Here is a 20,654-nt window from a genome sequence, read left to right on the forward strand (position 1 = left end):
CTTCCTTCGCAGTGCGACAGGGAAGGACGGCGGGTTTTGCATTATTCCTGCGACGATTCCACGGTCATGTCGTGCACGTACACGATCGATGACGCGTCGGCAGGAACCGGGTCGCGGTTGTAGCGGTACACGCGCACGACGTTGCGGATCCCGGGCTGGTGTTGATACCCCTCGATCTCTTCGTACAGCGGCTGCCACTCGCCCGGCTCGCCGCTCCGGAGGCCGGCATCGTCGTAGGACAGCTCGCGCACCTGCAGACATTGCATGTCATTGATGAGCGGATGGCTGCACGGCTGGCGCTGGGCGGCGACCTCCAGGAACATGCGCTCGCCCGGACCGCCGTAGCGGGTGTCGGCGGTCGGTTCGCCCTGGAACGAGAGCCGTGAGCCGTCCGCCGCGGTCAGTTCCATGCGCGGCGGGTCGGAGTCTTCCGTGGCCAGGACGAGATCGTCCTGCAGCAGACTGCTGATTGCGGCGTCCTGGTCCATCAGCGGCTGCGCGCAGGCCATCTGGGTCTGGACCAGCTGCGAGACCTGCAGGCTGGCGCCTTCGTACTGGTACGAGCCGCCCATCTGGTTGCAGCCGCCGGAAATGCCCACGCGTCCTTCGTCGAAATCCAGCTGCAGCGGCTGCCCGGGATCAGCGAACAGGGCGTCGATGCGTTTGCCGGTCGCATCCACCGCGTCCGTCAGTCGCCAGTGCCAGGCGCCCAGATCAGCGGCGCCGGGAGCGGCGGAACTTTCAGCGGCCGGCTGCGGCGCCGGCGGTTGCCGGGGCTCGGCAGGAGGCTGCTGGGCGCTGCACGCAGCAAGGGCAAGCGGCAGTAGAAACAGGGACAGGCGTCGGGCCATTGCGGTTCTCCTGAAGGGGTCCAAGGGGCAAACGTAGCAGGGCGCCGCGTAGGGGTTACCCGCAACGCGCGCGGTTCAGCTGCCGGCCGGCATGAACATCAGCAGCAGCCCACCGAGGATGATCCGGTAGACGGCAAACCCGGTGTAGCGGTGCGATCTGATGTAGCCCAGCAGCCACTTCACCACCAGGAAGCCGGTGACAGTAGCGGCGGCGAATGCCAGCCCCACTTCGTCCCAGGCCTCATCGCCCAGCCCGCCGTCCAGCCACAGCTCCAGGAAGGTGTAGCCGCTGGCGGCGAACATGGTCGGGATGCCCACCAGGAACACGAACTCGGTTGCCGAAGAGCGCCGGCTCAGCCCGGCCAGCATGGCCATGAAGATCGCTGCCGCCGAACGCGACGTGCCGGGAAACACGCCCGCCACCACCTGCGCCAGGCCCACCAGCACCACCACCGTCCAGGTCACATCAATGCGGTCGCCGCGACGCTCGGCCACCCGCTCGGCCACGATCATCCAGATCCCGCCGATCACCAGCGCCCAGGCGATCGGAGTCACCGTTTCCGGCAGTTCCCACCCGGCCAGCCGTACCGGCAGGCCGACCACCGCGGTAACCGCGAAAGCCGCCAGCAGCTTGAGCACGTAGTCGCGGTTGGCGCGCTGGTCCAGGCCGCTGGCCAGCTCCCAGATCCGCTGCCGGAACACCAGGGTGATGGCCACGATCGCGCCGGCCTGGATCACGATGTTGAAGAAGTCCGAACGCGGGCCCAGCCAGTGCTGGGCGATCAGCAGATGCCCGGTACTGGAGACCGGCAGGAATTCGGTAAGGCCTTCGATGATGCCCAGCAGCAGGGCGGAAAACAGGTCGGACACGGCGGCGGGCAGATTTTTTTGTAGGCCGGCAAGGATACGCGACGGTCGGCGGCGGTATCCTTTGCATACCCGTCCCCACAGGAACGCCAATGCCCATCGACACCGTTGAGAAGCTGATCCAGGACCACCGCATCGAATTCGTCGACCTCAGGTTCACCGACATGCGCGGCGCCCAGCACCACATCACCTATCCCGCCTCGATCGTCGAGCCCGGGCTGTTCGAAGACGGGGTGATGTTCGACGGTTCTTCGGTCCCCGGCTGGAAGGGCATTGCCGAGTCGGACATGGTGCTGCTGCCCGATCCGGCGAGTGCCTTCGTCGATCCGTTCCCGGCCCATCCCACGCTGTCGCTGGTGTGCGACGTGCTGGATCCATCGACCATGCAGGCCTATCCGCGTGATCCGCGCGGCATTGCCCGGCGCGCCGAAGCGTTTCTGAAATCCTCGGGCATTGCCGACCAGGCGTTCTTCGGCCCGGAGCCGGAATTCTTCGTGTTCGACTCGGTGCGCTTCGCGGTGGAAATGGGCCAGGCGTTCTTCCACGTGGATTCGGAAGAGGCGCACTGGAACTCCGGGCGTGAGTATCCGGGCGGCAACAGCGGGCTGCGGCCGGGGGTGAAGGGCGGGTATATGCCGCTGCCGCCGGTGGATTCGCTGCACGATCTGCGCGCGGAAATGTGCAAGACGCTGGAGCAGATCGGCATCCCGGTGGAAGTGCACCACCATGAGGTGGCCACCGCCGGCCAGTGCGAGATCGGCACCCGTTTCAACTCGCTGGTCAAGAAGGCCGACGAGCTGCTGGCGATGAAGTACGTGATCCGCAACGTCGCCTTCCGCCACGGCAAGACCGCCACTTTCATGCCCAAGCCGCTGGTGGGCGACAACGGCAGCGGCATGCATGTGCACCAGTCGCTGACCAAGGACGGGGCCAACCTGTTTGCCGGTGACGGCTATGGCGGCCTGAGCCAGACCGCGCTGTGGTACATCGGCGGCGTGTTCAAGCATGCGCGCGCGATCAACGCCTTCGCCAACGCATCGACCAACAGCTACAAGCGCCTGGTGCCCGGCTTCGAAGCGCCGGTGATGCTGGCCTATTCGGCCCGCAACCGCTCGGCCAGCTGCCGCATCCCGTACGTGTCCAACCCGAAGGCGCGGCGCGTGGAACTGCGCTTCCCCGACCCGATCCAGTCCGGCTACCTGACCTTTACCGCGCTGATGATGGCGGGCCTGGACGGCATCCGTAACCAGATCGACCCGGGCGGTCCCAGTGACAAGGACCTGTACGACCTGCCGCCCGAAGAAGAGAAGCTGATTCCCACCGTGTGTCATTCGCTCGATCAGGCGCTGGAAGCGCTCGATGCCGACCGCGAGTTCCTCAAGGCCGGCGGGGTGATGAACGACGACTTCATCGACAGCTACATCGCGGTGAAGATGCAGGAGGTCACGAAGTTCCGCGCCGCCACCCATCCGCTGGAGTACCAGCTGTACTACGGCGCCTGAGCGGGCCGGCCTTCCGCCCGCACCGCACCGCCTGGGGATGACCGAACAGGTAGCCTTGTCCGAACCCGCATCCAAGAGCCACCAGCGCCGCGCGCTGCTCCTCGGACTCGATTCCCTCGGCAACCACATCCATCTGCAGCGCCCGGGCCAGCGCCAACACTGCGACGATCACCGCCGCGGCGTTGTCGTGCCTGTCCAGCGCTGCCAGGAATGTGCGGTCGATTTTCAGCATCCGCAGCGGGAAGGTGTGCAGGTAGCTCAGTGATGAATAGCCGGTGCCGAAGTCATCCAGCGCCACTCCGACGCCATGTTCCTGCAGCCGCTGCAGGATGCCGCGTGCCTGTTCCGGGTTGTTGAGCAGGGTGCCTTCGGTGACCTCGATCCGCAGGCGCGACGGGGCCAGTCCCGTGCGCTGGAGGAGCGCCAGCAGGCGGGTGGCGAAATCGGTGTGGAGCAGGTGTCGCGGCGAGACATTGATCGACACATATGTGTCGCCGCCACCGGATGCAGCCAGCGCGCAGGCGCGCTTGAAGATGCGCCAGTCAATGGCATCGATGATCCCGCTGTCTTCGGCGACTTCCAGGAAGTCGCCGGGCCGCAGGATGCCACGCTGGGGATGGTTCCAGCGCATCAGCGCCTCGTGGCCCACCACGGTGCCGTCGGCCAGGTTGACGATTGGCTGGAAGTACGGTTCCAGCTCATCGCGCTTGAGCGCCAGCCGCAGCTCGGTTTCCATGGTCAACTCATCCACCGCGGAGCGCTGCAGGGAATCGTCGAACACCTGCCAGCGCTTGCCGCCCTCCGCCTTGGCCCGATACAGGGCCGTGTCAGCGTCACGCACCAGGTCGTCCGTCTGCCGGTAGCGTTCGTCGGCAATCGCGATACCGATGCTTGCCGATGGCTCCAGCGTGCGGCCGGCCAGGACCAGCGGCTCGGTCAACAGATCCAGCACGCGCCTGGCGACCGCGATTGCCACGGACGGCTGGCCGGCCTCGTCCAGCACCACTTCCTCAAGCAGGATCACGAACTCGTCGCCTGCCAGTCGGGCAACCAGGTCGGGTTGGCGCACGCACGCCTGCAGGCGTCGTGCGATCTCGCGCAGGAATTCATCGCCGGCGAGATGGCCGAGGTTGTCGTTGATGATCTTGAACCGGTCCACGTCCAGGTACAGCAGCGCGCAGCGGTAACCCGGCCGCGAATGCACGCGCAGCAACGCATCATTGATGCGCCGGTGCAGGTGGCCGCGGTTGGGCAGGCCGGTCAGCGCATCGTGCATCACCTCATGGTGCAGCCGCTTCTGGATCCGCTCGCGTTCGCGGATCTGCAGGCTCAGTTCAGCGGTGCGTTCGGCCACCCGCTCCTCCAGCTGGGTGTAGGCCTGCTGCTGGAAGTCGGCCGCGCGCAGGCGCAGCAGGCTGGTGGCGATCTGGGAGGCCACGAACGACAGCAGCTCCTGGTCGGCGGAGGTGTAATGGACCTCAGGGGTATAACTCTGCACCGCCACGACGCCGATCACCTGGGCGCCCGAACTCAGCGGCACCCCGAGCCAGCACAGCGCGCGTGGCCCGCCGCCGCCTTGGTACCTGATCTCCGCCCGGCGCTCCAGTTCATCGAGGTCCGCCTGACCACCCAGGAACGGCTTGCCCCTGCGCAGCACAAGTTCGGTCAGCCCGCGGCCCAGCAGGCGGCCTTTGCGGGCCGGTTGCGTTCGCGTGTCGACGTAATAAGGGAAGTCCAGCCGCTGACCGTCTTCCGAGAGCAGGGCGATGAAGAAGTTGTCCGCGTTGAGCAGACGGCCGACGATTTCATGGATTCTGGTGAAGAACTGTCCGGAATCGATATCAGCATTCGCCAGCTGGGCGACCTGGTACAGCGCCGCCTGCAGGCGCTCAGCGCGCTCGCGCTCGCGCACCTGCTGATGCAGCGCCTGGTTGACCGCGGCCAGCTCCCGCGTGCGGGCCTCGACGTTTCGCTCCAGCAGCTGGGTGCTGCGCTTGAGTTCGAGCGCGGTGAGGATATGGCTGGCGACGAATTCCAGCAGCGCCTGGTCCTCGGCATCAAAGCCCGCTTCGGGGGTGTAGCTTTGCACCACGATCGCACCCAGCGCCACGTTGTCGCGCAGGATCGGCACACCCAGCCAGTCGACGCAGTCGGTACCTACCGCCCGCAACGGCCCGTCCACCAACTGCGCCAGCCGCTCGGCGTTGCCGCGCAATGCGCGCCGGCCATGCAGCACGTGCCAGGTGTAGGACTGGCGAAAGTTATCCAGCGGCATTTCGCCCCGGAACGGCACCGGATCCTGGACGTCGGCGAAATACAGGAATTCGATGGTGTCGGCCGCAGGGTCGCGCAGAACGATGAAGAAATTTTCCGCATACATCAGCGTGCCGACAATGTCATGAATGCCGCGAAGCACCTCGCTCATGTCGCGGTTGGATACAGTCAGTTCGGAAATGGCGAACAGCGCACGCTGCAGGTGTTCGGAGTGCTGCAACCGGACAACTTCATGGGAAAGCGCCGCCAATCTGAGTTCGCGGGCCAGGAGGCAATCAAACGTCCGCAACGGCGTTTCCCAGGCTGCGAGCAGGCCGTTGGGGTCACGCCCCGGTGACGGTTCAATTACCGCGACGGCGCAGCTGGCTGGCAATGGCACAACGATCAGGCCGGTGGCGGCGTCGGTGGTGGGAACCGCTGCCTGCACAGCCCGGCTCGCGGCGGCACGCGCATCGACGCTGGGCAATGTGAGCTGCCCTCCGGCTGGCAGCGCGGCCTGGTCCGGCTCCCGAACCAGCCATAGGCGGGACAGGCCAGTGGCCGGAGATGCGGCATTACCAAGGGCCGCTACCAGTTCTGCAGCGCTCCCGGCCTCCAGCAGCTGCTGGTGCCACGCCACCATCTGGCCTTCGGGCTGCATGGCAACACAGTTCGACATATTGATGATATCGGTCGAAACGCGGGCAGCTTGAGGGCTGTCCGGAACCGGGCTGAAGGTGCCGGGCGTGGACGGGTAGGCTTTAATGTCCTGCCGGACTGGAGAAAACGCCCAATGCTTCGAACCACCGTCCTGCTGCTGTGCGCGCTGGCGCTTGCAGCGTGTACCCATTCGCCACCGCGCAACCCGATGGCGCAGTGGGTGGCGTCGGAAAACCACGACGTCCGTCGGCCAACCCTGATCGTTGTCCACTTCACCCAGCAGGGTTCGGTGGAAGAGAGCCTGCACACCCTGCGTACGGCCAACAGCCATGGGCGGGTGAGTTCGCATTACCTGGTGGGCAAGGACGGCAGCCTGTATCAGCTGGTGGCCGATGAGCACCGCGCCTGGCACGCCGGTGCCGGCAGCTGGCGCGGCATGAGCGATGTGAACTCGTTCTCGCTCGGCATCGAGCTGGACAACAACGGCAGCGAGCCGTTCACCGAACCGCTGGTCGACAGCCTGCTGGTGCTGCTGGAAGACCTGACCGACCGCTGGGGCATCGCGCGCGAGAACGTGATCGGCCATTCCGACCTGGCACCTGTGCGCAAGGTCGATCCGGGTCCACTGTTTCCGTGGAAGCGGCTGCATGACGCAGGCTTCGGCGTCTGGCCCGATCCCGCCTTGATGGTGGATCCGCCGGAAGGCTTCGACCCGATGCAGGCGCTGCAGCTGATCGGCTATCCGGTCGATGCCCCGGAAGCCACCATCCGCGCGTTCCGCCACCGCTTCCGCGGCATGGAGGGCATGGAGCTGGACGCCGAGGACCTGCGCATCCTGCATGCGCTGACCCAATCGCCAGCAGTCACCCGCTGAGCAAGCCGCCGGTGCAGGGGGCGGGCGGCATCCCGTGACCGGTGCTTCCGCTTCACGCACCGGCTGGGCGGACCTGTTCGCAGAAGGTCGGGCGCCGCGGCTGGTGGTGGTCTTCCTGGGAGTGTGGCTCAACGCCGCCGACACCCTGGTGACCGCCACGATCATGCCCAGCGTCGGCCGGGATCTTGGCGGACAGGCCTGGTACGGCTGGGCGACCGCGGGCTTCCTGCTGGGCGCCATCGTGGCCGGCGCCAGCGCCGGTCGCCTGTCGGAACTGCTGGGGCTGCGCCGGGCCACCCTGCTGGCCGGCCTCACCTTTGCCGCCGGCTGCCTGCTGGGCGCACTGGCGCCGGACATGGCAACCTTCCTGATTGGCCGGCTGGTGCAAGGGGTCGGTGCCGGCTGGGTCTCGGGGATGGCCATGGTGGCGATCGCGCTGCTGTTTCCGGAGCGCCATCTGGCCCGGATATTTGCCGCGGTGGCGGCGGTGTGGGGCGTGGCCACGCTGCTGGGTCCGCTGCTGGGAGGGCTGTTCGCCGAGGCGGGTCACTGGCGCGGCGTGTTCTGGCTGTTCACCGCCCAGGCGCTGCTGTTCTGCCTGGTGGCGCCCTGGCTGCTGGCGGGCACTGCGCCGCCGCGCCGTGGTGGGCGGGTGCCGATGCGGCAACTGGTGGCGCTGGCTGCGGGAGTGAGCCTGGTGGCGCTGGCGGACCTCCTGCGTGCCCAGTGGCTGACGGCGCTGGCGGTGGGCCTGGGCCTGGCCGTGCTGGTCGGCGTGCTGCGGCTGGATGCGCGCGCGCCGGTGCGCCTGTTGCCGCGGCTGGCGGGTGATCCGCGCACCGCCGTGGGCGCCGGCTACGCGGCAATGTTTGCGCTCATGGCAGCGGCCATGGGCTTCACGGTCTACGGGCCGGCGCTGCTGCAGGCGCTGCGTGGTCTGTCACCGCTCTGGGCCGGCTACGTGATCGCCGCCCAGGCCATGACCTGGACCCTGGCCGCGTTCTTCGTGGCCGGGGTTTCCAGCGAAGCCGGCGAACGGCGCTGCATCCGCTCCGGTTCGCTGCTGATCGCGCTGGGCCTGATCCTGATGATGCTGACCCTGCGCAGCGCGCCGCTCACCGTGGTGGTGCTGTCGGCAGCGGTGATGGGCGTGGGCTTCGGGCTGTCATCAAGCCTGATGAACCGGCGCATGCTCGGATTGCTGGCCGATGAGGAGCGCGCCATCGGTGCGTCGGCCTTCACCGCCGTACGCCAGACCGGCGGTGCGGTCGGCGCGGCGATCGCCGGGGTGGCTGCCAACGCGGTCGGCTTCGGTGCCGCGCCGGGTGTGGTGAGCGCCCAGGAGGCGGTCACCTGGGTGTTCGCCAGCGGCCTGCCTTTTGCTGCCCTGGGAGTCTGGGCAGGCTGGCGACTGACGCGGCCCTCTCCTCCTGCCGCGCGCCAGGCACGGCGGCGGATCCGTTCATGAAGTGCGGACCGGGGAAGCGGTATCGTCTGCCTCCGTTCCACTGCGAGTTCCGGCCATGCGTTTTCTGCTGACTGTCTCTGCCGTGGCCGCACTGTTGTCGGCCTGTTCTTCCACTCCCGATCCGCGCCCACTGCCCGTCGCCGTGCCCGAGCCGGTCGAGTTTGCCCAGGCAGGAACATTCGCCGCGGCGACCGCCAACCTCGCTTCCGCTTCGGGAAGTCTGGTCAGCGGACAGGTCCAACTGCGGGCGGAAGCCGGTGCGGTGCGGGTGACCGGGGAGGTCGGCGGTCTGGTGGCCCACGGGGCGCACGGGCTGCAGGTGCACGAAAAGGGTGACTGCAGCGCCGCCGATGCGAGCACTGCCGGCCCTTTCTTCGATCCGCTGGAAGGCTATGCCCAGCGTGGTGCGGTCACCGGTACCCCGGGCCGGATTTTTGCCGACGCCCGCGGTGTGGCCCAGGTTGATCTGTTGATTCCGGGTGCGGTGCTGGGCGGCGGCTCGGCCAACGACATCAATGGCCGGGCGCTGCTGGTGCTCGGCGCTACGCCTGGTGCATTCAGCGCGCGGGTGGCCTGTGGCGAGATCGTCGCCGGGCAGTGACGCGGCTGGCACGTCGCCAACGGGCCGCGAACACGCTGCATGAATTCCTGCGTATGTATGCTGGCGGCACCTTGGCATCCCACTGGAGACAGCCCATGCGATCGATCCATCTGCTCTTTCTCGCCCCCGCGGTCCTCGCCCTTGCGGCCTGCGGACCTTCTTCCGATCCAGCCGGTGAAGCGACCCCGCCTGCGACGGCGCCCACCGGCCTGGAGACCGGCATGGAGACCGGAGTGGCCGAGCCGGTCGATACCGCCGAACGCATGGCGATCGCCGTGCTCTCGCCGACCGAAAGCAACGACACCGGCGGCCAGCTGCAGTTCGCCGTGGTCGACGGCAACATCCACGTGACCGGCGAAGTAACTGGTCTGTCGGCAGGTGGCGAGCACGGCTTCCACGTGCACGAAACCGGCGATTGCAGCGCGCCTGACGCAACCAGCGCCGGAGGCCACTTCAACCCCGAAGACGCTGAGCATGGTCGTGCCGGCCAGGGCGAGCACCACGTGGGCGACAGCGACAACCTCATGGCCAATGACGAAGGCGTGGCCCAGGTCGATCGCTGGCTGCACGGCGCCACGCTGGGCGATGGCGGTGCCGCCGACATCGTCGGTAAGGGCGTGATCGTGCACGCCGATGCCGATGACTACGTCACCCAGCCCACCGGCGGCGCCGGCGACCGGCTGGCCTGTGGCGTGATCGAAGCGCAGTAACGGCGCGAGCCACCAGGCGCGCGCGGGGAGCGACCGTCAGGCCAGCTCCTCGCGCGGGTCGCCGTCGCTGCGGCAGTGGGTGAAGGTGACCGGGATGGCATGGGCCTGGAGCAGGGCGGTGATCTGCCGCTGCCGGGCTTCGAAGTGCAGATAGCCGCGGGCCAGCCGCGCCTCGTCCTGCTCGTCGCCGCCATAGTGGCGGCGCCAGTGGTCGGGTGAGAACATCGCGATGCGTACTTCCCCGTCCACGTAGCGCAGCAGCGGCTCGGGCGGAATATCCAGCCAGGCATCCTTTTGCGGCGCCAGCAGCGCGGTTTCAAGGATCGGCCAGACCCGGGACAGGCCCGCATGGTCGTACTGCAGCGCGGTCATCGCGCACAGGTCGTGCAGGGTCAGGTAGCGGGCGTGCTCCACCTGCAGCCCGAACGCTTCCTGCGCCAGCAACGCGCTGCCGGCGTCGGCCATGCCGCGTTCCAGCAGCTGGTTTTCGAACGTTTCGCCGACCGTGTCGACAGCCTCTGCCGGACCGGTCAGGACGAAGGGCACCAGCCGCAGCGGGCCTTCGGCCATGGCCGGATTCGGAGTCAGGGTGCCGGGCAGCTTGCCCTCGTGGCTGCCAAAAGCGATCACCCGGCCCCCGGCGTCGCCGGGCGCGCGCGCCGACAGCTGGGCGAGCTCTTCGTGCAGCGGCCAGCCCGGGCGCAGCAATTCGGCCGGATCGTAATGGGCGGCCACCATGCACAGGTCCAGGTCGCCCACATCGGTGGTGAAGGCGGCCAGGTCACGGGCGATCAGCGCGGCCAGCGCGCCGGCCTGGTCCTGGGCAAGCGACAGTGCGCCCGGTGCTTCGGCCGCCACGCGTTCCAGTGCCAGTGCGCCGCGTACGCAGCGGGTGGGGTTCAGCCCTGATTGGGTCATAGCGTTTGCCGTCAACCGGCCCGGCGTTAAGATGGCCAACATTATGCCCGTCAAGGCCGATGGGCTCTGCCGTGAGGTGCTCCCCGATGCAGCAAACCCGTCCCGTCGCCGTGCTGGGCGGCGTCCGTATCCCTTTCTGCCGCCGCAATACCGCCTACGCGGACGTAGGCAACCTTGGCATGTCGGTACGCACGCTCGGCGCGCTGGTCGAACGCTTCGGCCTGCACGGCCAGCAGCTGGGCGAGGTGGCGATGGGCGCGGTGATCAAGCACTCCAGCGACTGGAACCTGGGCCGTGAGGCGGCGCTGTCGTCGGGCCTGTCGCCGCTGACACCGGGCATCACCCTGCAGCGCGCCTGCGGCACCTCGCTGGACAGCATCATCACCGTGGCCAACAAGATCGCGATGGGGCAGATCGAAGCCGGTATCGGCGGGGGCTCGGACACCACTTCCGACGTGCCGATCGTGTACGGGCAGAAGCTGCGCCGGCGCCTGCTGGCCGCGGCTGCGGCCAAGGGCACCAAAGACAAACTGGCTGCCTTCAAGGGCTTCCGCCTGCGCGAGCTGAAGCCGGACTTCCCCGGCGTGGCCGAGCCACGTACCGGCAAGTCGATGGGCGAGCACTGCGAGGACATGGCCAAGCAGTGGAATATCTCGCGCGATTCGCAGGACGAGCTGGCGGTGGCCTCGCACCGCAAGCTGGCGGCCGGATATGAGCGCGGTTTCTTTGATGACCTGGTGGTGAGCTTCCGCGGCGTGGCGCGTGACAACAACCTGCGTGCGGACACCTCGATCGACAAGCTGGCCACGCTCAAGCCGGCGTTTGACCGCGCCTCCGGGCGCGGCACGCTGACCGCCGCCAACTCCACCCCGCTCACCGACGGTGCCGCCGCCTGCCTGCTGGCCAGCGACGAATGGGCGCGCACGCATGGCCACGAGCCGCTGTGCTGGGTGCGCGACGCGCATGTGTCGGCGGTCGATTTCGTCCATGGCGAAGGCCTGCTGATGGCGCCCACCGTGGCCGTGGCCGAGATGCTGGCGCGCAACGGCCTGACCCTGCAGGACTTTGACATCTACGAAATCCACGAGGCTTTCGCCGCCCAGGTGCTGTGCACCCTGCGTGCGTGGGAAAGCGAGGATTACTGCCGCAGCCGGCTGGGCCTGGATGCGCCGCTGGGCCGGATCGATCCGGAAAAGATCAATCCGGTGGGCTCATCGCTCGCCGCAGGACATCCATTCGCCGCCACCGGTGCGCGGGTGGTGGCCACCGCGGCCAAGCAGCTGGCCGAGCGCGGCGGTGGCCGGGCGCTGATCTCCATCTGCACCGCGGGCGGCATGGGCGTGGTGGCCATCCTGGAGCGTTGACCTGGAGCGCTGAGCCACCGTGCGCCGCGGCCTCAGGGATGCAGCGGCGGAGGTAGCAGGGGATCGTCGATCGGGTCCAGTTCGGGAGCCGGATGGGCAGCGGGTATTAGCACGGTGTCACCGCGGCTGGCGCGCAGCGCGTTGGCATAGGCCTGGCAGGCGCCGGTCTCGTCCCCACGGGCGGCGCGGACGTGGCCCAGCTGCTCCCAGCCGCCGCCGCGCGGATCGCGCTCGATGGCGTGCAGCGCATGGTTTTCGGCCCGCTCCCAGTCCCCTTGTTTGGCCCACAGCCTTGACAGTGCCAACGGCAGCCCGGCGCTCTCCGGGTGCCTGCTCAGCCAACGCTCGCAGGCGGCGGTGCGGTGCTCCAGGTCTCCCCCGGGCAGGGTGCTGTAGCGCTCGATGAGCGGCTCATTCCAGCCGGCTTCCAGGGCCCGTTCCAGGCTCCGGGTCGCGGCTTCGTCCCAGCCCAGCGCCGCCGCGCGGTCGGCGTAGGCGAGGGCCACTTCGGGCGTGGTGCGCAGCGGCTTGGGCAGGGTTTCCCAGCGGTCGGCGAGGGCGTTGCTGTCGCCGGCTTCGCGCAGTGACGCCGCGGCCCAGCGGGCCTCGGATTCGGCCAGTGCCGCCTCGGGCAACGCCTGCTGCTGGCGCAGTGCGCCGAGCAGTTCATAGGCCTGCGCGGCCTGGCCGGACACGGCCAGCGCTTCGGCCCGCAGTGCCAGTCCGCGCGGCGGCAGCGGCTGGGCTGCCGGTGCATCCAGGGCTACCAGCGCATCGGTGGGACGGTGATCGGCGAGGGCCAGCTCGGCCGCGGCAATGGCGCGCGACGCCGGATGGCGTTCGCCAAAGCCGTCCAGCTCGCTGCGGGCCCGGGCCGCGTCGCCGCGTGCATGGGCGGCATGGGCCACGGCCACACGGGCCGCCGCTTCGGCATGGGGCTCGTCGCGCGCACGGGCGAGGAGTTTGTCCGCCTGCACATAGCGGCCCTGGTGCAGCGCTTCCAGGCCATCGCCCAGGCTGGCCCGTGCGCGCTGGTCGCGGCGCTCATGCCAGGTGCGGAAAGGCAGGCTCAACAGCCACCAGGCCAGCCACAGCACCAGCACCACGGCCAGGCCAATGGCGATCGCGTTGACCAGGGTGGTGCGGTAGTCGTAGCCGCCGTAGCGCACCAGCACCTGGCCGTGGTCGCCGCCGAGCATCATCCAGGCCAGGGCCGCGCCAATCACCGCCAGTACGAGCCACAGCATCAGGTTGCGAAACAGGGTCATCGGGCAGTCTCCGGTGTGATTGCCGCCACGTTAGCGCCACGCTTGTTGCCTTGGTGTGCAGCGGATGCAGCCGCAGCGAGCAGCGACGCAGGCCGCGCGTCGGCGCCCTGCACCACCTTCTCGAACCCGAGGCCCAGCGCCAGCTCCACCAGTCGCGCGCTGGCTGCTGTCACCAGCGCCCCGCGCAGCCGCTCGATAATGTCCGCAGGCAACGAGTCGACCAGCATCTCCAGCGCCAGTCCGCTGCTGAGGGCCAGTACCAACGGGGTGCCCGTGGAAAGCGCGCGCAGCCGGGTGAGTGCCTGCGGCGCCGGAGCCACCGGGACCCGATCGTAAACATCCGCGCGCAGCACCCGCGCGCCCCGCGCCTGCAGTGATTCGGTCAGGAAGCTTCGCCCTTCCGGCGCAGTGACCAGGCCGATGTCCAGGCCGGCCACGTCCGTCAGGGCGGCCAGTCCAAGCAGTCCCTCGCTGTCCATGCGCTGCGGGTACAGCGGTTCCGCCACGCCTGCCCGGCGCAGCGCGGCGGCGGTGGTGGCGCCCACGGCCACGCGCAGCTGGCCGGATCGCGGCACCAGGGGGGCCATGCCGGCAGCGGCATGTACGGCCGCCGGACTGGTGAAGATGGCGATCGTCGCGCCCAGGGCCTGGCGCAGCGCCGGCAGCGCCTCCTCGCCGCGCGGAACCAGCCGCCATGGCGACAGGGCAAGCGTGCTGGCGCCGTGGACGGCCGCAGCCCTGCGCATGCCGGCGTGTTCACCCACGGGCCGCAGCGAGATGACGTAGCATCCGCGCAGTGCGGAGGCCGGGCGGTCTGAAGGAGTCATGCATGCCAGCTTGGCCGCCGTCCGCGGCGCCCGCAAGTCCTGTTGTTGATCACCATGGAGACCGTTTTGCTGATGACGTCCGCGGCCGGATTGGAAGGCCTGCTTGCCCATTACCGCGCCATGGCGCCGGTGACCGCCATGGGTATTGAGATAAACCACTATGACGGGGCCAGCCTGCGCCTGTCCGCGCCGCTGGCGCGTCATGTGAATGACAAGGGCTGCGCGTTTGGCGGCAGCCTGACCTCGCTGATGACCCTGGCCGGGTGGGGCCTGGTGACCCTGCAGGCGGAAGCGGCGGGCAGGGAGTCGGACGTGTTCGTGGCCAGCACCCAGGTGGATTACGTGGCACCCCTGTACGCGGACCTGCGGGCGGAAGCCCGGCTGGAGCCGGGGACGGACTGGGTGCGATTTGCCGACAGGCTGCGCGAGCGCGGGCGGACCAGCATCCACCTGCAGGTAGAGATTGCGCTGCCCGAAGGCGGCGTCGCCACCCGTGGGCGGGCACGTTACGTGGCCATTGCCAGGGACTAGGATGTGCGCTGTGCCGAGGAATGACGAACCGATGTCAAAGCTGATCAAATCGGGCCTGGTCCTGCTGCTGGCCGCGCTGGCGCTGTCGGCCTGCGCTGGTGGCAAGAAGATGAGCGAGCTGGAGCAGATGCAGTACGTCTATTCGGCCGCCATCCGCTGGGGCGACTTCGAAGGCGCATGGAACCTGGTGGATCCCGACTACCGGGAGGCCAATCCCATGAGCGAACTTGAGTTCAAGCGCTTCGAACAGATCCGCATCTCCACCTACCGTGAGCTGGCCTCGCGCAGCTTTCCCGACGGCACTGCCGCGCGGGAGATCGAGATCGGAGTGACCAACCGTCACAACATGGCCGAGCGCACCCTGCGCTACACAGAGCAGTGGCGCTACGACGACACTGCCGGGCAGTGGTGGATCAGCGGCGGCCTGCCGGACCTGTGGCCTGGTGAATGAGCTGGCGGCTTTGCGCCCCGCGCCGCGCTGGGCGACAATCCCCAACCGCAGAACCTCCCCGGAACACCCGTGAATCCTGAAGAATTGCTGGCATTCGCCGGCCGCAACCAGCTGCTGGTCCTGGCCCTCGTGGGCCTGACCGTGGCGCTCATCTACACCGAGATTGCGCGGCTGTTCCGCGGCTTCAAAGTCCTGCGTCCAGGCGAGCTGGCGCCGCTGGTGAACCAGGAGAATGCCCTGGTGGTCGACCTGCGCCCGATCGCGGATTTCGACAAGGGCCACATCGCCGGCTCAAAAAACGTGGTGATGAGCCAGTTCGATCCCGGGAACAAACAGCTGGCCGCGGCCAAAAAGCTCCCCGTGGTGCTGGTGTGCAAGACCGGCCAGACCGCCGGCGGTGCCGCCTCCAGGCTGAAAAAGGCCGGCTTCGAGCGCATCTACGTTCTCGATGGCGGCATCACCGGCTGGCAGCAGGCGGACCTGCCGCTGGCGCGCGGACGTCGCTGAACGGCGCTGCCTGTGCCCGAAGTGCGATAATCGATCTCTTTACCCCATTCTGGAACCCGGAGTCAGAACACCATGGCCGACCAGCAGCCTGAAACCACCAACGGCGCAGCCGCCCCCACCCAGCCGGCCGGCGCGCAGTTCAGCGTCGACAAGATCTACGTCAAGGACGTGTCGTTCGAGTCGCCCAAGGCGCCGCAGGTGTTCAACGAGCAGGCCCAGCCGCAGCTCAACATGAACCTCAACCAGCGGGTGACCAAGGTTGGCGAGAACGGCTACGAGGTGGTGCTGGGCATCACCCTGACCTGCAGCCTGGACGAGAACAACACCGTGTACGTGGCCGAAGTGCAGCAGGCCGGCGTGTTCACCCTGTCCGGCTTCGAGCCGCAGGTGCTGGACGCCATGCTCGGCACCCACTGCCCGAACGCCCTGTACCCGTACGCCCGCCAGCTGATCGGCGAGCTGATCCAGGCCGGCGGCTTCCCGCCGTTCCTGCTGCAGCCGATCAACTTCGAGTCGCTGTACGCCGAAGGCCTGCGCAAGCGGGCTGAGCAGCAGGGCCAGGCGGCCGAAGGCGCAGGCGGCAGCGAGACCGCTGGCAACGCCTGATCGCATGTCCAAGCGGCCAAGGGTCGCGGTGCTTGGCGCGGGCTCATGGGGCACCGCGCTCGCCGCGCTGATTGCACGCCACCAGTTCCCCACCGTGCTGTGGGGCTGGGAGAAGGACGCGGAGAACATTGCCGGCATTGACGGGCGCAATGAAAACGCCCGCTACCTGCCCGGCATCGAGCTGCCGCGCGAACTGAGCGCCACCACCGACATGGCGGCGGCGCTGGCCGATGCCGAGCTGGTGCTGGTGGCGGTGCCCTCGCACGCGTTTGCCGCAACCCTGCGCGCGCTGGCTCCGCTGCGTCGTGACGATGCCGGCGTGTGCTGGGCCACCAAGGGCTTCGAGCCGGGCTCCGGCCGTTTCCTGCACGAGGTAGCGGCCGAGGTGCTCGGTCCGGACGTGCCGCTGGCGGTAGTGACCGGGCCGTCGTTCGCCAAGGAGGTCGCCGCCGGACTGCCCACTGCGCTCACCGTGCATGGTGACCATCCGGCGTTCGCCGAACAGGTGGCCGAAGTGCTGCACGGCCCGGCGTTCCGCGCCTACACCGGCGATGACATGCGCGGGGCCGAGCTTGGCGGCGCGATGAAGAACGTGCTGGCCGTGGCCACCGGCGTGGCCGACGGCATGGAGTTGGGCCTCAATGCCCGGGCGGGCCTGATCACCCGCGGCCTGAACGAGATGCTGCGGCTCAACGTGGCCTTGGGTGGACGTCCGGAAACGCTGATCGGACTGGCCGGCCTGGGTGACCTGGTGCTGACCAGCACCGGCGACCTGTCGCGCAACCGCCGCCTGGGCCTGGCCCTGGGCCGTGGACAGTCGATCGACGATGCGGTGCGGGAAATCGGCCAGGTGGTTGAGTCATTGCAGACCGCCAACGAGGTCATGCGCCTTGCCCGGCGCCACGACATCGAACTGCCGATCGCCAGCGCCGTCCACGACGTGCTGCACGGCGACATCACCCCGGCCGAGGGCCTGGCCCGGCTGATGGCGCGCGACCGCAAGGCGGAGTATCCGGCCAAGCTGTTCTGACAAAAAAAGACCCGGCCGTTGCCGGCCGGGTCGATCGCATTCCGAGGGGAGAGAGAGACGGTTTGCGGTGTTGCTCTGAAGGTATTGCTCTGGAGCCGGGCTGCTTACCAGGTGAAGCGCGGCCCGACGAACCACTGGGTGTCGCCGCTGACGAACTTGACGTCGCCGGACAGGCCCCAGTTCTGGTTGAACTTGACCACGGCGCCGAGGCGGCCATAGAAGTCGCTGCCATAGTCGTACAGGTCGTCGGAGGAGAAGTCCTCGTAGCCGACCAGGGCGTGGCCTTCGAAGTTTGGCAGCAGCGCGCCGCGTAGACCCACCTCGACGCTGTAGCCGTCGGGATCAAACCGGTTGCCCAAGAAGTCCCGCCCGGCATCGAACTTCTCGTACGCGATCCGGGTCACCAGGTCCGCGTTGCGGGAGATCTCGTGGTTGTAGCCCACGCCCACGCGCCACTGGTCGAAATCATCGCTGCTGTGGTCGATCTCCTGGTTGGCGTAGGCGCCGAAGATGTGGAAGTTCGGGTGCACGGCAACCGACGCGTTGACGCCGAAGCCGTCGGCATCCAGGTCGCTGTTGGTGGCCACGTAGCCGCCTTCCACGTAGTTGTACGACACGCCTTCGGCAGCGTTTGCGGCGGCGAACGGGAGGGTTGCAGCCAGGCCAAGGGCGAGCAGGGACTGTTTCATCGGGGGAGATCCTTTCTCTGCGTATTTATGATTATTTGAAAGGTCGGCCCGGGCGGCAGGGGGAGGGGAGGAGTGCGTTCATGTGCTGAAGGCACCACGGCCGCCCGGGCCGATAGGAGGGATTGTGCAGGGAAGTAGGCTAACGGCGGCTGAATACTGAACCGCGAAGTACAGGAACTTTCCGCCCGTGTTCAGCTGCGTCCCTGTTGCAGCTGGGGCCGGTGGCTATTGCCCTCCGGGGTGTCCCAGCTGACGCCAGGCCTCGAAGGCCACCACGGCCACGGCGTTGGACAGGTTCAGGCTGCGGTTGCCGGGGCGCATGGGCAACCGCAGGCGCTGGCCGGCGGGTATGGCCTCCAGCACGGCTTCCGCCAGGCCGCTGGTCTCGCAGCCAAACAGGAAGGCGTCGCCTTCGTCGTAGCCGGGCCGGTCGTAAGGCACGCTGCCACGGGTGCTGAGCGCAAACAGGCGCGTCGGCACGATGGCCGCCAGGGCGGCATCCAGCGAGGCGTGCACTTTCACCGGCGCGTATTCGTGATAGTCCAGCCCGGCCCGCCGCAGCTGGCGGTCGTCGAGGCTGAATCCCAGCGGTTCCACCAGGTGCAGGCGCGCACCGATGTTGGCGCACAGGCGGATCACGTTGCCGGTATTGGGCGGGATCTGCGGCTGGTGGAGGATGATGTCGAACATCGGGTGATTATCAGGCTTCGTCCCGCTCGGCACAGCGGTGTGACGCGGAACTGAAATATTTCCGTCGGCTGGCCGTCATCGCCCGGTAGCAACATGGCAGGTTGACCTGATCAGGAATTTTCCAATGCCGACTCGACCCAGCCTGCGGACACTCGTTCCGGGCGCTCTCGCCCTGGCCCTGCTGGCAGCGTGCTCCGGCGCGCCGGATACCGCACCGCTCGGCGCTGGCGCCAGCGCGATCGCGGAGGCTCCAGCGGCCGATGACCTGGCCATCGCGGTGGATGCGATCCGGGCCCGGATCATCGAACAGGTTCCGGTTGATGCGCTGGAGGCGCTGACTGCCGAACAGGCGCTGGCGCTGGCCACCGATGAAGAGCGGGAGGTGCTGTCGACCGGGTTCCTGCGCTTCAGCGTCGATGCCCCGGCCACCATCCACGTGCTGCTCTCGCCGGACTCCGACCTGGTGCCTTTCTGGCTGGAGGAGCGGGGCTTCGCCCCCAGCGGCCAGGATGCACTGGTGGACGGGGACGACGACTTCCGCGGCTGGAGCATGCAGGTGCCGGCCGGCGAGGTGGCCCTTGGCGTGCCTTCGATTGAGGCAGCGGTAAAGCCCTATTTCGTCGTGGTGGCGCCGGCCGCGGAGGGTGACGCCCAGCCGCAGATTTCCGCCCTGTGGCCGGACACCATGGGCGTGGCCGCGGCCACTGCCGGCACCCGCGTGTTTACCGATGACACCGATGAGCTGAACGCCATCGATCCGGCGCTCGCCGGCCTGCCGCTGCTGCAGACCCTGGAAAAGCGCGAGAACGAATCCGCGTTGCTGGGCTACTTCCGCGCTACCCCGTACCCGGCCGGCGCCGACGCCGACCACGTGGTGCTGACCTGGGCCGGAGACACCGCGACCACCCAGTCGATCCAGTGGCGCACCGCCACCGGCAGCGGCCAGTCGCAGCTGCGCTACGTCGCCGACGAAGCCGGCGCGGAAGCGGTGGTGGTCGAGGCGCAGAGCGTGGAACTGCACACCCCGGACGTAGCCAATGATCCCCGGGTCATGCGCCACACCGTGGCCCTGGAGGGCCTGCAGCCGGGCACCCGTTACCGCTACGCGATCGGCGATGGCGAGCAGTGGGTCGAGGAGCGCAGCTTCAACACCGGTCCGGCGCAGGGCCAGCCGTTCTCCTTTGTCTACATGGGCGACGCGCAGACCGGCCTGGACGGCTGGGGCGAACTGGTACGCAAGGCGCACGCCGAGACCCCGCAGGCCGCGTTCTACGTGATGGCCGGCGACCTGGTGAACTGGGGCGAGCGCCGCGACGACTGGGACTGGCTGTTCCACAACGCCCGCGGGGTCTACGACAACCGGCCGCTGGTGCCGGCGATCGGCAACCACGAGGTCGACCAGGGCCGGGCGGAGCTGTACGTCGATCAGTTCGACCTGCCGCGCAACGGCCCTGAAGGGATCGAGCCCGAGCGCGTGTATTCGCTGGAATACGCCGACACGTTGTTCGTGGTGCTCGACTCGAACCTGGAGTCGGAATCACAGGTGGAATGGCTGGATGCGACCCTGGACGCCTCGGACGCGACCTGGAAATTCGCGGTCTTCCACCACCCGCTGTACTCGCCGCGGCCCGGTGACCGCGGCCAGCCGGAGCAGAAGGCGGCATGGGCGCCGGTGTTTGAAAAGCACGGCGTGGACCTGGTGCTGCAGGGCGATGACCACGCCTACCTGCGCACCTTCCCGATGCGGGGCGATGAAGTGGTCGACTCGCCGGCCGAAGGCCCGGTCTACATCATGTCGGTGGCCGGCTCGAAGATGTACAAGCAGACCGATGCGCCGTACGTGGCCAGGCGGTTCACCGATATCGCCACCTACCAGGTCATCGACATCGACGGCGGGACGCTGGAATACAGGTCCTATGACGTCGCGGGCGCGTTGATGGACGAGTTCACCATCCAGAAGTGACCCTGCGGCGGCCCGGTGCAATCC

20 protein-coding genes are annotated in these 20,654 nt (G+C 68.2%); 12 read left to right on the top strand and 8 right to left on the bottom strand.

Annotated features, from left to right (window positions below; genetic code table 11):
• Positions 1 to 41 precede the first annotated feature (41 nt).
• Complete coding sequence (locus tag ACW7G3_RS05120) at positions 42 to 851, bottom strand: DUF4377 domain-containing protein (protein WP_456981482.1); 810 nt, start codon at positions 849 to 851, stop codon at positions 42 to 44.
• 75 nt (positions 852 to 926) lie between these two features.
• Positions 927 to 1,721, bottom strand: coding sequence for an undecaprenyl-diphosphate phosphatase (locus ACW7G3_RS05125; protein WP_456981483.1), 795 nt, complete (start codon positions 1,719 to 1,721; stop codon positions 927 to 929).
• Between the two features lie 89 nt (positions 1,722 to 1,810).
• Between ACW7G3_RS05125 and glnA the strand changes: the two genes are divergently transcribed.
• Positions 1,811 to 3,220 carry a type I glutamate--ammonia ligase gene (gene glnA / locus ACW7G3_RS05130; RefSeq protein WP_456974365.1) on the top strand — a complete coding sequence of 470 codons (1,410 nt, stop codon included), beginning with the start codon at positions 1,811 to 1,813 and terminating at the stop codon, positions 3,218 to 3,220.
• On the opposite strand, the gene ACW7G3_RS05135 is transcribed toward glnA, so the two are convergent.
• Positions 3,162 to 6,152 carry an EAL domain-containing protein gene (locus tag ACW7G3_RS05135; RefSeq protein ID WP_456981484.1) on the bottom strand — a complete coding sequence of 997 codons (2,991 nt, stop codon included), beginning with the start codon at positions 6,150 to 6,152 and terminating at the stop codon, positions 3,162 to 3,164. The genes glnA and ACW7G3_RS05135 overlap by 59 nt on opposite strands.
• 114 nt (positions 6,153 to 6,266) lie before the next feature.
• Here ACW7G3_RS05135 and ACW7G3_RS05140 point away from each other — a divergent pair, with 114 nt between their 5' ends.
• The 4 genes from ACW7G3_RS05140 (at position 6,267) to ACW7G3_RS05155 (ending at position 9,786) form a co-directional block, all read left to right on the top strand.
• Positions 6,267 to 7,007, top strand: a complete 741-nt coding sequence (locus tag ACW7G3_RS05140; protein WP_456981486.1) for an N-acetylmuramoyl-L-alanine amidase — start codon at positions 6,267 to 6,269, stop codon at positions 7,005 to 7,007.
• Between the two features lie 34 nt (positions 7,008 to 7,041).
• Positions 7,042 to 8,475 (top strand): MFS transporter, encoded by a 1,434-nt coding sequence (locus ACW7G3_RS05145; RefSeq protein WP_456981487.1) that lies wholly within the window; start codon positions 7,042 to 7,044, stop codon positions 8,473 to 8,475.
• 55 nt (positions 8,476 to 8,530) lie between these two features.
• Entirely contained in the window at positions 8,531 to 9,076 is a 546-nt protein-coding gene (locus ACW7G3_RS05150) for a superoxide dismutase family protein (protein ID WP_456981489.1), read from the top strand.
• Between the two features lie 95 nt (positions 9,077 to 9,171).
• Positions 9,172 to 9,786 carry a superoxide dismutase family protein gene (locus ACW7G3_RS05155; protein ID WP_456981490.1) on the top strand — a complete coding sequence of 205 codons (615 nt, stop codon included), beginning with the start codon at positions 9,172 to 9,174 and terminating at the stop codon, positions 9,784 to 9,786.
• A gap of 36 nt (positions 9,787 to 9,822) precedes the next feature.
• Here the strand turns inward: ACW7G3_RS05155 and ACW7G3_RS05160 are convergent, their stop codons facing one another.
• A complete protein-coding gene (locus ACW7G3_RS05160) occupies positions 9,823 to 10,704 on the bottom strand; it encodes a hypothetical protein (RefSeq protein WP_456981492.1) in 882 nt (293 codons plus the stop codon).
• A gap of 86 nt (positions 10,705 to 10,790) precedes the next feature.
• Here ACW7G3_RS05160 and ACW7G3_RS05165 point away from each other — a divergent pair, with 86 nt between their 5' ends.
• On the top strand, positions 10,791 to 12,068 hold the full coding sequence (locus ACW7G3_RS05165; protein ID WP_456981494.1) for an acetyl-CoA C-acetyltransferase: 1,278 nt from the start codon (positions 10,791 to 10,793) through the stop codon (positions 12,066 to 12,068).
• A gap of 32 nt (positions 12,069 to 12,100) precedes the next feature.
• Here ACW7G3_RS05165 and ACW7G3_RS05170 read toward each other — a convergent pair whose 3' ends face one another.
• Both ACW7G3_RS05170 and ACW7G3_RS05175 read right to left on the bottom strand, forming a co-directional pair.
• Positions 12,101 to 13,336, bottom strand: coding sequence for a heme biosynthesis HemY N-terminal domain-containing protein (locus ACW7G3_RS05170; protein ID WP_456981495.1), 1,236 nt, complete (start codon positions 13,334 to 13,336; stop codon positions 12,101 to 12,103).
• Positions 13,333 to 14,163, bottom strand: a complete 831-nt coding sequence (locus ACW7G3_RS05175; protein WP_456981496.1) for a uroporphyrinogen-III synthase — start codon at positions 14,161 to 14,163, stop codon at positions 13,333 to 13,335. Before ACW7G3_RS05175 ends, ACW7G3_RS05170 begins: the two co-directional genes overlap by 4 nt.
• Positions 14,164 to 14,235: 72 nt before the next feature.
• Here ACW7G3_RS05175 and ACW7G3_RS05180 point away from each other — a divergent pair, with 72 nt between their 5' ends.
• The 5 genes from ACW7G3_RS05180 to ACW7G3_RS05200 all read left to right on the top strand — a co-directional run bounded on the left by ACW7G3_RS05180 (position 14,236) and on the right by ACW7G3_RS05200 (position 17,288).
• The gene (locus tag ACW7G3_RS05180) at positions 14,236 to 14,694 is read left to right on the top strand and encodes a YiiD C-terminal domain-containing protein (protein ID WP_456981497.1); all 459 of its coding nucleotides are present in this window, start codon (positions 14,236 to 14,238) and stop codon (positions 14,692 to 14,694) included.
• A gap of 31 nt (positions 14,695 to 14,725) precedes the next feature.
• Positions 14,726 to 15,145, top strand: a complete 420-nt coding sequence (locus ACW7G3_RS05185) for a hypothetical protein (protein WP_456981499.1) — start codon at positions 14,726 to 14,728, stop codon at positions 15,143 to 15,145.
• A gap of 69 nt (positions 15,146 to 15,214) precedes the next feature.
• The gene (locus ACW7G3_RS05190; protein WP_456974387.1) at positions 15,215 to 15,652 is read left to right on the top strand and encodes a rhodanese-like domain-containing protein; all 438 of its coding nucleotides are present in this window, start codon (positions 15,215 to 15,217) and stop codon (positions 15,650 to 15,652) included.
• Between the two features lie 72 nt (positions 15,653 to 15,724).
• Positions 15,725 to 16,258 (top strand): protein-export chaperone SecB, encoded by a 534-nt coding sequence (gene secB / locus ACW7G3_RS05195; RefSeq protein WP_456981501.1) that lies wholly within the window; start codon positions 15,725 to 15,727, stop codon positions 16,256 to 16,258.
• A gap of 4 nt (positions 16,259 to 16,262) precedes the next feature.
• A complete protein-coding gene (locus ACW7G3_RS05200) occupies positions 16,263 to 17,288 on the top strand; it encodes an NAD(P)H-dependent glycerol-3-phosphate dehydrogenase (protein ID WP_456981502.1) in 1,026 nt (341 codons plus the stop codon).
• Positions 17,289 to 17,392: 104 nt separating this feature from the next.
• Here ACW7G3_RS05200 and ACW7G3_RS05205 read toward each other — a convergent pair whose 3' ends face one another.
• Both ACW7G3_RS05205 and ACW7G3_RS05210 read right to left on the bottom strand, forming a co-directional pair.
• Positions 17,393 to 17,977, bottom strand: a complete 585-nt coding sequence (locus tag ACW7G3_RS05205; protein WP_456981503.1) for an OmpO family porin — start codon at positions 17,975 to 17,977, stop codon at positions 17,393 to 17,395.
• A 225-nt stretch (positions 17,978 to 18,202) separates the two neighbouring features.
• Positions 18,203 to 18,667, bottom strand: coding sequence for a tRNA (cytidine(34)-2'-O)-methyltransferase (locus tag ACW7G3_RS05210; RefSeq protein WP_456981504.1), 465 nt, complete (start codon positions 18,665 to 18,667; stop codon positions 18,203 to 18,205).
• Between the two features lie 124 nt (positions 18,668 to 18,791).
• Between ACW7G3_RS05210 and ACW7G3_RS05215 the strand changes: the two genes are divergently transcribed.
• A complete protein-coding gene (locus tag ACW7G3_RS05215) occupies positions 18,792 to 20,630 on the top strand; it encodes a fibronectin type III domain-containing protein (RefSeq protein WP_456981506.1) in 1,839 nt (612 codons plus the stop codon).
• The last annotated feature ends 24 nt before the right edge of the window (positions 20,631 to 20,654 follow it).

The sequence above is a fragment of the Luteimonas sp. A478 genome (assembly GCF_054052025.1).

Excerpts from the sequence above, each read along its gene's own strand:
- ACW7G3_RS05120 (WP_456981482.1), bottom strand. The coding sequence starts at position 851 with ATGGCCCGACGCCTGTCCCTGTTTCTACTGCCGCTTGCCCTTGCTGCG.
- glnA (WP_456974365.1), top strand. The coding sequence starts at position 1,811 with ATGCCCATCGACACCGTTGAGAAGCTGATCCAGGACCACCGCATCGAA.
- ACW7G3_RS05135 (WP_456981484.1), bottom strand. The coding sequence starts at position 6,152 with ATGTCGAACTGTGTTGCCATGCAGCCCGAAGGCCAGATGGTGGCGTGG.
- ACW7G3_RS05140 (WP_456981486.1), top strand. The coding sequence starts at position 6,267 with ATGCTTCGAACCACCGTCCTGCTGCTGTGCGCGCTGGCGCTTGCAGCG.
- ACW7G3_RS05150 (WP_456981489.1), top strand. The coding sequence starts at position 8,531 with ATGCGTTTTCTGCTGACTGTCTCTGCCGTGGCCGCACTGTTGTCGGCC.
- ACW7G3_RS05155 (WP_456981490.1), top strand. The coding sequence starts at position 9,172 with ATGCGATCGATCCATCTGCTCTTTCTCGCCCCCGCGGTCCTCGCCCTT.
- ACW7G3_RS05160 (WP_456981492.1), bottom strand. The coding sequence starts at position 10,704 with ATGACCCAATCAGGGCTGAACCCCACCCGCTGCGTACGCGGCGCACTG.
- ACW7G3_RS05165 (WP_456981494.1), top strand. The coding sequence starts at position 10,791 with ATGCAGCAAACCCGTCCCGTCGCCGTGCTGGGCGGCGTCCGTATCCCT.
- ACW7G3_RS05170 (WP_456981495.1), bottom strand. The coding sequence starts at position 13,336 with ATGACCCTGTTTCGCAACCTGATGCTGTGGCTCGTACTGGCGGTGATT.
- ACW7G3_RS05175 (WP_456981496.1), bottom strand. The coding sequence starts at position 14,163 with ATGACTCCTTCAGACCGCCCGGCCTCCGCACTGCGCGGATGCTACGTC.
- ACW7G3_RS05180 (WP_456981497.1), top strand. The coding sequence starts at position 14,236 with ATGACGTCCGCGGCCGGATTGGAAGGCCTGCTTGCCCATTACCGCGCC.
- ACW7G3_RS05185 (WP_456981499.1), top strand. The coding sequence starts at position 14,726 with ATGTCAAAGCTGATCAAATCGGGCCTGGTCCTGCTGCTGGCCGCGCTG.
- secB (WP_456981501.1), top strand. The coding sequence starts at position 15,725 with ATGGCCGACCAGCAGCCTGAAACCACCAACGGCGCAGCCGCCCCCACC.
- ACW7G3_RS05200 (WP_456981502.1), top strand. The coding sequence starts at position 16,263 with ATGTCCAAGCGGCCAAGGGTCGCGGTGCTTGGCGCGGGCTCATGGGGC.
- ACW7G3_RS05205 (WP_456981503.1), bottom strand. The coding sequence starts at position 17,977 with ATGAAACAGTCCCTGCTCGCCCTTGGCCTGGCTGCAACCCTCCCGTTC.
- ACW7G3_RS05210 (WP_456981504.1), bottom strand. The coding sequence starts at position 18,667 with ATGTTCGACATCATCCTCCACCAGCCGCAGATCCCGCCCAATACCGGC.
- ACW7G3_RS05215 (WP_456981506.1), top strand. The coding sequence starts at position 18,792 with ATGCCGACTCGACCCAGCCTGCGGACACTCGTTCCGGGCGCTCTCGCC.